Annotated in this window: 10 protein-coding genes and 1 pseudogene; 7 read left to right on the forward strand and 4 right to left on the reverse strand. The window is 66.8% G+C overall.

Annotated features, from left to right (window positions below; genetic code table 11):
• Nucleotides 1-9 precede the first annotated feature (9 nt).
• Together pacR and FLG15_RS04235 are read left to right on the forward strand one after the other, a co-directional pair.
• Complete coding sequence (gene pacR / locus FLG15_RS04230; protein WP_057680015.1) at nt 10-2,367, forward strand: PacR family protein; 2,358 nt, start codon at nt 10-12, stop codon at nt 2,365-2,367.
• A gap of 141 nt (nt 2,368-2,508) precedes the next feature.
• Nucleotides 2,509-3,057, forward strand: coding sequence for a Rossmann-fold NAD(P)-binding domain-containing protein (locus tag FLG15_RS04235; protein ID WP_370512612.1), 549 nt, complete (start codon nt 2,509-2,511; stop codon nt 3,055-3,057).
• 467 nt (nt 3,058-3,524) lie between these two features.
• Here the strand turns inward: FLG15_RS04235 and FLG15_RS04245 are convergent, their stop codons facing one another.
• The 3 genes from FLG15_RS04245 to FLG15_RS04255 are packed head-to-tail and all read right to left on the reverse strand — an operon-like array spanning nt 3,525 to nt 4,935.
• Nucleotides 3,525-4,016 (reverse strand): DUF3106 domain-containing protein, encoded by a 492-nt coding sequence (locus tag FLG15_RS04245; protein WP_017156962.1) that lies wholly within the window; start codon nt 4,014-4,016, stop codon nt 3,525-3,527.
• 5 nt (nt 4,017-4,021) lie between these two features.
• On the reverse strand, nt 4,022-4,372 hold the full coding sequence (locus tag FLG15_RS04250; protein ID WP_057680014.1) for a hypothetical protein: 351 nt from the start codon (nt 4,370-4,372) through the stop codon (nt 4,022-4,024).
• Nucleotides 4,369-4,935, reverse strand: a complete 567-nt coding sequence (locus tag FLG15_RS04255; RefSeq protein ID WP_057680013.1) for an RNA polymerase sigma factor — start codon at nt 4,933-4,935, stop codon at nt 4,369-4,371. Before FLG15_RS04255 ends, FLG15_RS04250 begins: the two co-directional genes overlap by 4 nt.
• Before the next feature lie 123 nt (nt 4,936-5,058).
• Between FLG15_RS04255 and FLG15_RS04260 the strand changes: the two are divergent.
• Nucleotides 5,059-5,315, forward strand: a pseudogene (locus FLG15_RS04260) (proton-translocating transhydrogenase family protein).
• 460 nt (nt 5,316-5,775) lie between these two features.
• On the opposite strand, the gene FLG15_RS04265 reads toward FLG15_RS04260, so the two are convergent.
• A complete protein-coding gene (locus FLG15_RS04265) occupies nt 5,776-6,195 on the reverse strand; it encodes a hypothetical protein (RefSeq protein WP_057680012.1) in 420 nt (139 codons plus the stop codon).
• A gap of 186 nt (nt 6,196-6,381) precedes the next feature.
• Here FLG15_RS04265 and sufT point away from each other — a divergent pair, with 186 nt between their 5' ends.
• The 4 genes from sufT to FLG15_RS04285 all read left to right on the forward strand — a co-directional run bounded on the left by sufT (nt 6,382) and on the right by FLG15_RS04285 (nt 11,800).
• Nucleotides 6,382-6,936 carry a putative Fe-S cluster assembly protein SufT gene (gene sufT / locus FLG15_RS04270; protein ID WP_017156958.1) on the forward strand — a complete coding sequence of 185 codons (555 nt, stop codon included), beginning with the start codon at nt 6,382-6,384 and terminating at the stop codon, nt 6,934-6,936.
• A gap of 64 nt (nt 6,937-7,000) precedes the next feature.
• Nucleotides 7,001-8,086: a branched-chain amino acid aminotransferase gene (locus FLG15_RS04275; RefSeq protein ID WP_057680011.1), complete on the forward strand. Its 1,086-nt coding sequence runs from the start codon at nt 7,001-7,003 to the stop codon at nt 8,084-8,086.
• A 308-nt stretch (nt 8,087-8,394) separates the two neighbouring features.
• Entirely contained in the window at nt 8,395-10,131 is a 1,737-nt protein-coding gene (locus tag FLG15_RS04280) for a S8 family peptidase (RefSeq protein WP_150145584.1), read from the forward strand.
• 259 nt (nt 10,132-10,390) lie between these two features.
• A complete protein-coding gene (locus tag FLG15_RS04285; RefSeq protein ID WP_150145586.1) occupies nt 10,391-11,800 on the forward strand; it encodes a S8 family peptidase in 1,410 nt (469 codons plus the stop codon).
• Nucleotides 11,801-11,976: the final 176 nt, after the last annotated feature.

Raw genomic sequence — 11,976 nt, forward strand, 5'->3', positions numbered from 1 at the left:
CCTTTGCGCATGACTTTTCAGCCCAGTCCGTCGGGACATCCGGGCCGTGACCAACGCTTGCTCGAGCAGGCGCACGACGTGTTCGTGCCGGCGCTCGCGCAGGTTTTTGCTGCTGCAGTCGCGCATTTCGACGATGTGCTGTTCGACCGTGCCGAATCCGCTGGCGCGTCACAGTTGCTGTTTCTCGATGGCATGCGCGAATTGCGCCGCAAGCGCGAAGACGTTGCACGCCAGTTCCGTCAACAGCTGGAAGACGGCTGGCAGGCGTTGGTGCTCGGCACGCCGTTGTCGGCCGAAGTGGTGCTGGCCGGCGACATGGGCGCCGGCCCGCTGAGTCTGGTGCCCGAGCACGTGCTCGAATCGCGGCTGGCAGTGCGCAATCTGGCCACGGTGCTGTTGCGCGATTTCAAACAGGTGCTGGCGCGGGTGGACCGCCGCCTGGGCTGGATTGCCGGCGGGCTGGAGCTGATGGCCGATACCAACCCGATTGGCCCCGAACATCTGGGCGTGGCGATCCACGAAGCCTTCGCCACCTGCGACCTGGCGCCGGAAGTGCGACTGGTGCTGATCAAGCTGTGCGAACGCGATCTGGCCGAGCCGATCGGCAAGTTGTACGCACGCCTGGACGAAACCCTGGCCAAGGCCGGGGTGATGCCGGAAATTTCGCAAGCCAAGCGCGCGCCGCCGCGCATGCAGCCGCGGGGCGAAACGCCGGAAGAGCGCGGCCAGGCAGAGGCGCAGGGCGCTCATGCCGAGATGGGCGGCGACGATCAGGGTGATCAGTACGCACCGGCCTGGGCCAACCGTTTTCTCGACCGTTGGGCGCACAGCCGCGGCCGCATGCAGGCCGCGACGCAACGCGGGCATGCCGACGGTGGCGGGGCTGGCGGCATGGACGGTGGGGCCGACCATCCCGGCGGTAGCCAGGGCATGCTGCTCGAGGCGCTGCACGAGTTGCTGCAACAGACCCGCAGCGTGCGCGACACCGCCGCTTCTGCCGCCACCGTCGCGGTTGGGCAGCAACGCCCGTTGAGCCAGCGCGAAATGATGTCGGTGCTGTCGCTGTTGCAGGCCACACCCAGCGCGACGCTGCAGGCGGCCATCGGCGACGACACCGAATCGCTTGCGCAGCGCTTGAAGAACGAGGTGCTTTCCAGCGCCACGCGCCTGGGCGTGGACCCGGCTACCGCAAAACTCGACCCGATGGACGAAGACGCCATCGACCTGGTCGGCATGCTGTTCGACGTGATGCTGGACGAGCGCGATCTGGAAAATCGTTCGCGCGAAATGATCGGCCGCCTGGTCGTGCCGTTCGTCAAGGTCGCGCTGCTGGACCGCAAGATGTTTGTGCAGAAGACCCATCCCGCGCGGCGCCTGCTCAACTCGCTGGCTGAGGCCTGCGAAGGCAACAACGGCGACAGCGCTGCCGAGCGCGTGCTGATGGGCAAGGTGGAAGAGATCGTCGACCGCCTAGTGGCCGAATTCAACGAAAACCTGGCGATCTTCCTCACCCTGGAAGAAGAATTCCGCGACTTCCTTTCGCAGCACCGGCGCCGGGTGGAAATTGCCGAGCGTCGTGCCACCGAAACCCAGCGCGGGCAGGAAAAGCTCGAGCTGGCGCGCAGCCGCGCGCTGTTGGAACTGGAGCAGCGTGCGCCCGAAGACGCGGGCCTGCCCAAGGCGGTGGACGACTTCCTGCGCCAGCCGTGGCTGCATCACCTGACCATGGCGATCCTGCGCGACGGCGAGGAAGGTCCCGGCACTATCGAGGCCCTGGCGCTGGCCGACGGCGTGCTGGAAGAACTGGCAGAAGCGCGCCGTCATATCGTCGGCAAGCCATGGCTGCAGGTCTGGCAGCCGGCGCTGCATCGCGTGTTCGCCAGCGTGGGCCTGCACGGGGATGCGGTGGTGGTGGCGATCACCGCCTTGCACGACACCTTGCAGGCGATCGCCGAAGCGCGCCCAGAACTGGAAAAAGCCCTGCCGGAACTGCCGCAGGTCAATCTGCCGCCACCGGCTGCGGAAAGCGTCAGTGTGGTGCTGGGTGCCGAAGCGGTCGCGCAAAGCATCGACAGTGCCGATGCCGAACGTTTCCGCGCAATGGATATCGGCACGTGGCTGGATTTTGTCGACAAGGACGGCAAGGTGCAGGCAGGCAAGCTGTCGTGGGTGAGCCCGATTTCGCAGCGCCTGCTGTTCGTCAATCGACGCGGCGTGCGTTTCTGTGTCGCTTCGCCGGAAGAACTGGCGGTGATGGTACGCCTGGGCCGCCTGCGCGAGCACATCAACGACGGCGCTTTCGACAGCGCGATGCAGGGCGTGATCGATCGCCTGGATCCGTTGCAGAACAACAGCACGGTGCACTGAGCAGTCCTACACGCAGTTGTCGCTGCCGGGGGCGTAGACGATTGGAACGCGCGCGCTGCGCGGGCGTCGTCCGGTACCACCGGCAGGCGCACCGCGCTCTGCCTGGCATCGCCGCGACTGGGCGCAAGACCTGAGCAACGCATGGCTGTGCAGGTGCTGGTGCTGAAAGAACGGGCCGCTGGCACGCCGCGTGGCCGCGACGCCGGAAACGGTCAGGAAACTGGCCGCGCCCGGTGCCGCCGTGTGGATCGAGCCGGGGCCGGCCGGGCCAGCAGCATGCACGATGCCGCGTACCTGCAGGCCGGTGCGCAGCCTGCCTGCGCCGGCGCCATGGCGCAGGCCGAGATGGTGCTGTGCGTGCAGGCGCCCTCTACCGACACATTGCTTCGCTGCAAACCGCACACGGCGGTGATCGGTATGCGCTGGCGCCGGACACAGATCCGGCGCGCCCAGGCATTTGCCACGCGGCAATTGATTGCGTTTCCACTGGAGCGCCTGCCGCGCACCGCACTCGCACAATCGATGGATGTGTTGCGCTCGCAGGCAGGCATGGCGAGTGACAAGGCGGTACGGAGTGCCGCGCAACTGGCGCCGCGTTTCTTTCCGATGCCCATCACCGCCGCCGGCACCATGCGCTGTGCAAAGTGTTGGCGATACGGACGGTGCGTTGACGCTCGGCCGGGACGATGAGTTGCTGGCCAAGACGCGCTATTCGGCGCCGGCAGCGACCGCCGCTTAGGCGTCGCAGAAAGTTCGGTGCACGCAATCCAGCAAGGGCAGCGCGCTGCGCATCACGACCCATCGTCGGCCCGGCGCTGAAGAGCGCCGTTCCGGGCCGGTTGAGGTTTGGCGCGGCCAGGCATTTCGTCATTGTCGTTGCAATGAGCGACGCAGCAAGGCCATCGATGCGAGTACCGGTGCTGGCGTGCGTGCCGTTTGCTGCGACGTCCTGTCGCTGCGTGCGCTACAAAACGTCTGCGGCCTCGCGTATGGGTATTCGGGGTGCGCAGTTTGCGCGTCGCTGCAGTGGCTGGCCTTGGCATGCTGCAAGTTGCCAAGCGCGACGGCTGATCAATGTCCACCGCGCATTGCAGCCCTGCGCGGCGCTTGAGCAAGCGCAATCTTCCGCCGGCTCCGCTGCGCACTCCTGGTAATCGTCAGTCCTCGACCGGTGGATGCTCGCGCAACCAAGCGCTGCGTTCGGCCGGGCTCATCTTCTGCCAGCGTTGCTGCAGTTCGTTGCGCTGTTGCGGGTTGAGCGTGCGCATGCGGTCGAACAAGGCCTTGGCCTCGCGGCGTTGCTCCGGACTCATGTTGCGGAAGCGGTCCATGCCGGCCTTGGCCTGCTTGCGCTGCTCGGGCGTCATGTCCAGCCAGCGGCGCGCGTGCCGGTACATCCTGGGGCGTTCTTCGGGCACGTCGTTCCAGCGCTCGCGCAGCGCATCGATCATGACCTGGCGCTGCTGCTTGGTCAGTTGGTCCCACTCGGGCATGGGCGTCTCGTCGCGCGGGCCCTGGCCGCGTGGGCCAGGCGCGTCCATGGGCGGACCCGGGGGCGGAGGTCCGGGCGGGCCGTCCTGAGCCAGCGTGGAGGCGCATGGCCCGGCGCACAGCAACAGGGTCAACAGCAGGCGGGTGGTGTGGGTCATCGTGCTTATTCCATGGCCAGGGCGGTGTCGGAGCCGAGCCAGACATACAGGTCCGGGTTCTGGGCCAGCAGGTCGTCTGTCTCGGTGGTGGCGCTGGTACTGGCAACCGGCGAGGTCGGCGCGGCGCCAGATGAGACGCTTTGGCTCGGATGCAGCTGCAGGCCGATGCCGATCGCCAGCAAGCCCGAGCATGCGGTGGCCAGCAACCAGTAGCCACGTCGGCTGCGCGTGGGTGCCGAGGCGTGGCGGGCCTGGCGCAGGCGTGCCAGTGTCTGCGGCGGCAGGCTGGTCAGCGCGGTGGCATGCAGCTGGCGCAGCTGCGCATCCAGCCGGGCGGTGTCGTGGGAGTGGTTCACAGGAAATCCTCGAACTGTTTTTGCAACGCGTCGCGCGCGCGCGACAGGTGGGTTTTGACCGAGCCTTCGGAGCAGCCCATCGCCTTGGCGGTGGTGGCCACGTCCAGGTCTTCGAGCACGCGCAGGGTGAAGGCTTCGCGCTGGCGCGCCGGCAACGTGCGCAATGCATCGACCAGCCGTTGGTAGGCCTGTTGATGCTGCTGTTCGTCGACCGGCCCGGTACCGGGGTCGGCCCAGTCGATCGGGCCTTCGTCGTCGGCGCGCTCGGTCGGTGCCCAAAACTTCAGGCGAAAGCTGCGTCGCCGCTGCAGGTCGATGATGCGGCTGCGCAGGATGCTCCAGAACAGCGGCGTCCATTCGTCGGCCGGCCGTTCGCGGTAGCCCAGCAGCTTCACCATGGCGTCCTGCACGGCGTCCAGCGCATCTTCGCGGTGCCGCAAGCCGGCCTCGGCAAAACGGAAGGCACGCGGCCCGATGCCGGCCAGAAAGGCATCCAGCGACACCGGCGCGGTGGCGGTCGATGCGGTTGTAGCTTGCGGATCGAAAGGAGTTCCCACCAGCACAGCGTAGCTTCCGCGGAGACGATACGACGTCAACGAACGAGCGCGGATTCGGTTGACAGGCGCCCGCACGGACGTGGCGTGGGTACGATCGGCGGGCCGCACCGGTCAGTGGAGCCAGCGACGATGAGCGACGGATTCGTAGCGTTGTACATCTTCATGCTGGCGGCCATCGCCGGCCACGTGATCATCTCGCCGGTGCCGGTGATGCGGCATACGCCACTGATGTCCGGCCCAACTTCGTCCACGGCATCGTGCTGACCGGGGCGATGATGGTGCTGGGGCATGCCGACACCACGGTGGAAAAGCGCTGGGATGTGTCGCAGTGGCGCTAGGTGCGGGAAACGCGGCGGGGCTAGGTGGTCACCGAGCGAATGTTGTAGACGTTCAAGTCCAGCAAGACGCCGCCTGGCAGGGATAAGTCACGAACGTCTGCACTGCCGAGCAAGCCCCACGGTGGGCTTGCCAGGCGGAACGCATGGCAAGTGTCTCCGTGACGGTTGCCGGGGCTGGAGTGGCCGCCGTATGGGCGCATGCGCCCAGAGCAAGAGTGGCGAGCAAGGCTTAGAGGGTGCGCGCGATCCTGAAGCGTCCGTTGTGCGCTGGCGTGGCGGCGACGCTAGTGGCCTCGGACATTGAGGTCAATCGTCAGGATTGCGTTGCGTTCTATCGCCGACCCGCTCGACAGCGTTTGGCCGGCGCCTCCACCAGTGCCGATCCCTCCCTCAACAGCCGGCCTGCGCTCGTCGCGATGCGCAATTTGGTACAGATGGCCAAGCCCAGTCGTTCCACTGACACGCCAACGGTCCGGCAATCGGCTAGGGGCCCTGTCATCGTGCCGATTCAGCGCGCCGTCCACCACGCCAGCACCAGCGCGGTGGCGTAGCACAGCAGGTCGAAGCCGTTGTTGGCCAGTTGCAGCAAGGTCCAGGCCAGGCCGGCGCCCATCTTCTGTGCCGAGGTCCACGGGTCCAGGCCGAGCGGTCCGCCCAGTTGGGCCGAGGCGATGCCCCAGTTGGCGCCCGCGATGATCAGCGCCGTCGCCACCAGGGCCACGCCGATGCGCAGGCGGCCTGCAGGCAGCGTGCCCAGGCGCAACATCCAGACGATCTCCAGCGCGGCGACCACGGCCATCCAGCCGGCCTGGTTGCCCAGGGCCAGGGCGATGAGCAACCAGGCGATGAGGGCGGTGACGCATCCCAGCAACAGGAGCGGGGGCCAGAGCCAGTGGGCCGTTCTGGCGGACGCGGTGGTGGGCGGCATTGGAGCTCCTGACAGTGCGCACATGATAGAGCGCGCGCCGGCCTTTGCGACGCACACCACACCACGACGGTGCGGCTGATGGAATGCAGCGTCGTTCCCGGCTGGCGCGGTGGCCGGCGGCGGTGGCGTCGCGGTCGGCTAGAATGGCCGACTTGCGCGCGACCTGCGCGGCCCCATATCCAGCCCATGTATTCCCGTAGCAGCGAACCCGTCCAGTTCGAACGCGATTGCGATGCCGTCATGGTGCCGCAGGGCGATTCGGTGACCCTGCCCGCCGGCAGTTACGGCTATATCACCCAGGCGCTGGGTGGCAGCTATACCGTCTTCGTCGAAGGCAATCTGTTCCGCATTGCCGGCAAGGATGGCGATGCGATCGGCAAGGAGGCCCCGCCGGGGCTGGAATTGCCCGCCAATGCCAGCGACGAAGAGGTGGAAGCGCTGGTGTGGCAGCAGCTGCGCACCTGTTTCGACCCGGAGATTCCATTCAATATCGTCGATCTGGGCCTGGTCTACGAAGCGGTGGTCAGCCATCGCGAGGAAGACGATCAGCGCCGGGTCGACGTCAAGATGACCTTGACCGCGCCCGGTTGCGGGATGGGCGAAATCCTGGTCGACGATGTGCGCAGCAAGGTCGAAATGATCCCGACCATCGCCGAGGCCGACGTCGAGCTGGTGTTCGACCCGCCGTGGGGCCGGCATATGATGTCCGAAGCGGCCCGTCTCGAGACCGGCATGCTCTGATCGTCACGCGCCATGTCCACGATGTGGCGCTGCGTCCTTTCGCCCGCCATACAGGAATCTCCCGGTGTCCGTGTCCTTCGCTTCCACCCGTTCTCCGTCGCCGCGCAGCGCCGACGAACTGTCCGTGATCCTGGCCGCACCCGGCTTCGGGCTGCATTTCACCGACCACATGGTCGCCATCTCCTGGAACAACGAGCAGGGCTGGCACGACGCGCAAGTGCGCGCGTACGGCCCGCTGCAGCTGGATCCGGCAGCGTCGGTGCTGCATTACGGCCAGGAGATCTTCGAAGGCATCAAGGCCTACCGGCACGCCGACGGTTCGATCTGGACCTTTCGTCCGCAAGCCAACGGCGAGCGCCTGCAGCGGTCGGCGCGCCGTCTGGCGCTGCCGGAATTGCCGGTGGACCTGTTCGTCGAATCGCTGCGCCAGCTGGTGGCCGTGGATAGCGGTTGGGTGCCGTCGGCGCCGGAGACCAGCCTGTATTTCCGCCCGTTCATGATTGCCGATGAGGCCTTCCTGGGCGTGCGTGCGGCGCACAAGGCCTCCTATTACGTGATCGCCAGCCCGGCCGGCCCGTATTTCGCCAAGGGCGTGGCGCCGGTGTCGATCTGGTTGTCCACCGAATACGCACGTGCGGCCAAGGGCGGCACCGGCGCGGCCAAGTGTGGCGGCAACTACGCCGCGTCGTTGTTGCCGCAGCAGAAGGCCTATGCCCAGGGCTGCTCGCAGGTGTTGTTCCTAGACCCGGTGGAAGGCAAGTACATCGAAGAACTCGGCGGCATGAACGTGTTCCTGGTCTACAAGGACGGCACGTTGGTGACCCCAGAACTGTCCGGCAGCATCCTGGAAGGCATCACCCGCGACAGCATCCTGCAACTGGCCCGCAACCGTGGCATGCAGGTGATCGAGCGCAAGGTCGCGATCGACGAGTGGAAGCAGGGCGTGGCATCGGGCGAGATCACCGAGGTGTTCGCCTGCGGTACCGCGGCGGTGGTGACCCCCATCGGCGAGCTGAAGGGCGAGGGGTTCGCGGTGGGCGATCTGTCCGCGCCCGCGGGCGAGGTGACCATGTCGCTGCGCCAGGAACTGACCGATATCCAGTACGGCCGCGTGCCGGACCGCCACGGTTGGTTGGTGCGTTTGTCGTAAGCAGACATAGTTCGTCAAACAACGGCCTCCGTGTGTCAGCACGGGGGCTTTTTTGTTTGCGCAACAGCAAAAAGACCATTTTTCGACCGTGAACCGGTCGAATTCAGCATGAGTCGTATGTGATTCAAATCGCACAATGACATTTTAATTTCGAAAATTACCAACTCCGTATTGTCCAGTTCGGTTTCTTTGGGATAGGTTCGCTGAACGGATCGATAACATGGGCGGTCCGGGGCACTGGGCCAGTCGCCATCGCGACGGTTTCGGAACTACCGCTTCGGCGGTTCTCTTGACTGGAAGGGAATTCGATGTCTAATGCGTCGTTTCGTCCGCGCCACCGAGCGCTCTGCATCCTGGGTGCTTCGGCACTGACCTCGCTGCTGCTGGCAACGCCGGCGTTCGCCGGCGATGTCTACCTGGGTGGCCTGGCCACCGCGCAGACCCACCAGAAGTTCATCGTGACCTACAAGGACGGCAGTAGCGCCCTGAGCAGCCCCAGTGTGTTGACGACCTCGTTGCGCACCGCTGCACGTGCGTTGCCGGCCAAGGCCGGCAAGCCGTTGGGCCTGAACAGCGTGCGTCGCCTGGCAGTGGGACCGGAGCTGGTTCAGGCCGACCGCGCGCTGGATCGCGCCGAAGCCGAAACCCTGATGCGCCAGCTGGCTGCCGACCCCAACGTGCAAAGCGTGGAAGTGGACCAGATGCTGTACCCCACGCTGACCCCCAACGACAGCCGCCTGTCCGAGCAGTGGGCCTTCGGCACCACCAACGCCGGGCTCAACATCCGCCCGGCCTGGGACAAATCCACCGGTGCCAACGTCGTGGTTGCGGTGATCGACACCGGCATCGTCAGCCATCCCGACCTCGACGCCAACATCCTGCCCGGCTACGACTTCATCAGCGATGCCACCGCCGCGCGCGACGGCAACGGGCGCGACAACAATCCTGCCGACGAAGGCGACTGGAACTCCACCAGTGGGTGCACCACGTCCAATTCCAGCTGGCACGGGACCCATGTCGCCGGCACGGTGGCGGCGGTGACCAACAACACCACCGGCGTGGCCGGCACCGCGTTCAATGCCAAGGTGGTGCCGGTCCGCGTGCTCGGCCGTTGCGGTGGTTCGCTGTCGGACATTGCCGATGCCATCATCTGGGCTTCCGGTGGCACCGTGAGCGGTGTGCCGGCCAATCCCAACGCCGCCGAAGTCATCAACATGTCGCTGGGCGGCGGTGGCACCTGTTCGTCCACGATGCAGAGCGCAATCAACGGCGCAGTCTCGCGCGGTACCACGGTGGTCGTGGCGGCCGGCAACAGTGCCGCCAACGTGTCCGGTTCGTTGCCGGCCAACTGCGCCAATGTGATCGCGGTGGCGGCCACGACCTCGGCCGGTGCCAAGGCCAGCTATTCCAACTACGGCAGCGGGATCGACGTTTCCGCGCCAGGGTCGGGCATCTTGTCCACGCTCAACAGCGGTACCACCACGCCGGGCAACGCCAGCTACGCTTCGTACAACGGCACCTCGATGGCGGCGCCGCACGTGGCCGGCGTTGTGGCCCTGGTGCAATCGGTGGCGCCCACCACGTTAACGCCTGCCGCAATGGAAACGCTGCTGAAGAACACCGCCCGCGCCTTGCCGGGAGCCTGTTCGGGCGGTTGCGGTGCGGGCATCGTCGATGCCGATGCGGCAGTAACGGCGGCCATCGCCGGCAGCAGTGGCGGTGGTGGTGGTGGCGGAACCGGCAACACCTTGACCAACGGCACGCCGGTGACCGGCCTGGGCGCAGCCACCGGCGCGGAGTTGAACTACACCATTACGGTGCCGGCCGGCAGCGGCACGCTGACGGTGGCCACCAGCGGCGGCAGCGGCGATGCAGACCTGTACGTGCGGGCCGGTAGCGCGCCCACCGACACCGTCTATGCCTGCCGTCCGTATCTCGATGGCAACGCCGAAACCTGCAGCATCACCTCGCCGTCGGGGACTTATTACGTGCGGATCAAGGCGTACAGCACGTTCTCCGGCGTGACCCTGACCGCCAGCTACTGACACGCTGGACCGCTGCACGCGTTCCCTGGCATGGCCGCCAGGGAACGCGCTTCTTGACTTCACCCCATCTGCGATACCTCGCCCAGGTCTGCCGTTTCGGCAGGCGCAGGCGACGTGTTGCCGCTTGGCCGGAATGGACACCGGTCAGTCGCTCCGACGGGCCTGGCGCCCGTGCAGTTTCCGGCTCCGAACCGCAGCGTGCGGCAACGGGCCGGCCCTCCCGCCGCAGCTGCGGCACCTCTCCAATAAGGAACGATCGATGTCCAATGTGTCGCAACGTCGTGCGCCCACGCGCGCGCTGGTAGTCCTGGGTGTTTCTGCGCTGACCTCGCTGCTGGCCGTGCCGGCGTTCGCCGGTCAGGTCAATCTGTCCGGGTTGGATTCGCAGCCCACCCTGGACCGCTTCATCGTCAAATACAAAGACGGTTCCAGTGCGGCGGTCAGCCCGACCTCGATGCGCGCATCGCTCAATTCCGTGGCCGGTGCAATGCCGGCACGCGCCGGCCGTGCGCTGGGCCTGAACCACGTGCGCCGCACGGCGTTGGGTTCGGAAGTGCTCAAGACCGACCGTGGCCTGGACCGCGCCGACGCCGAAACCCTGATGCGCCGCATCGCCGCCGACCCCAGCGTGGACTACGTGGAAGTCGACCAGATCATGTACCCGGTGCTGACCCCCAACGACACGCGCCTGTCCGAACAGTGGGGCTTCGGCACCTCTTCCTCCAGCATCAACGTGCGCCCGGCCTGGGACACCGCCACCGGTACCGGCGTGGTGGTGGCCGTGATCGACACCGGCATCATCAGTCATCCGGATCTCAACGCCAACGTGCTGCCGGGCTACGACTTCATCAGCGATGCCACGCGTGCACGCGACAACAACGGGCGCGACAGCAACCCGGCCGACCAGGGCGACTGGACCACGGCCAACCAGTGCTTCTCCGGTTCGCCGGCCGCCAATTCCAGCTGGCACGGCACCCACGTCGCCGGCACCATCGCGGCGGTCACCAACAACAGCACCGGCGTGGCCGGCACCGCATTCAACGCCCGCATCGTGCCGATCCGTGCGTTGGGTGCCTGCGGCGGCGCCACCTCCGACATCGTCGATGCGATCGTGTGGGCCTCGGGCGGCACCGTGTCCGGCGTGCCGGCCAATGCCAACCCGGCCGAAGTGATCAATATGTCGCTGGGCGGCAGTGGCAGCTGCTCGAGCAGTTACCAGAACGCGATCAACAGCGCGGTGTCGCGCGGCACCACCGTGGTGGTGGCGGCCGGCAACAGCAATGCCAACGTGGCCAACTTCACTCCGGCCAGCTGCGCCAACGTGATTTCGGTGGCATCGATCACTTCGACCGGCGCGCGTTCGAGCTTCTCCAACTATGGCACCGGCATCGATATCTCCGCGCCGGGTTCGGCGATCCTGTCGACCTTGAACAGCGGCACCACCACGCCGGGTTCGGCCAGCTACGCCAGCTACAACGGCACCTCGATGGCGGCCCCGCACGTGGCCGGCGTGGTGGCGCTGGTGCAGTCGGTCGCCAGCCGTCCGCTGACCCCTGCGGCGGTAGAAACGCTGCTGAAGAACACCGCACGTCCGCTGCCGGGCGCCTGCTCGGGCGGCTGCGGCGCGGGCATCGTCAACGCGGCCGGCGCGGTCAGCCAGACCCCGTAAACCTGCGCCGACGACGACCGCGCTGCCGGCGCGATGCCGGCAATGCGTCGGGTCTTCTCCGACACCCGTGTCGGTGGTTTGGAAACCTGCACTGCCCCGCTCTGAGCGGGGCAGTGTGCGTTTGGGAAGCGGCAATTGCCGCACCGCCGGCCAGGGCCGCCAGCGCTGGCTGAATG

Source organism: Xanthomonas phaseoli pv. dieffenbachiae, assembly GCF_008639345.1.
In the GTDB taxonomy this organism is placed as follows: domain Bacteria; phylum Pseudomonadota; class Gammaproteobacteria; order Xanthomonadales; family Xanthomonadaceae; genus Xanthomonas; species Xanthomonas phaseoli.

Coding starts and splice junctions, on each gene's coding strand:
- sufT (WP_017156958.1), top strand. CDS start 6,382: ATGTATTCCCGTAGCAGCGAACCCGTCCAGTTCGAACGCGATTGCGAT.
- FLG15_RS04265 (WP_057680012.1), bottom strand. CDS start 6,195: ATGCCGCCCACCACCGCGTCCGCCAGAACGGCCCACTGGCTCTGGCCC.
- FLG15_RS04280 (WP_150145584.1), top strand. CDS start 8,395: ATGTCTAATGCGTCGTTTCGTCCGCGCCACCGAGCGCTCTGCATCCTG.
- FLG15_RS04235 (WP_370512612.1), top strand. CDS start 2,509: ATGGCTGTGCAGGTGCTGGTGCTGAAAGAACGGGCCGCTGGCACGCCG.
- pacR (WP_057680015.1), top strand. CDS start 10: ATGACTTTTCAGCCCAGTCCGTCGGGACATCCGGGCCGTGACCAACGC.
- FLG15_RS04245 (WP_017156962.1), bottom strand. CDS start 4,016: ATGACCCACACCACCCGCCTGCTGTTGACCCTGTTGCTGTGCGCCGGG.
- FLG15_RS04285 (WP_150145586.1), top strand. CDS start 10,391: ATGTCCAATGTGTCGCAACGTCGTGCGCCCACGCGCGCGCTGGTAGTC.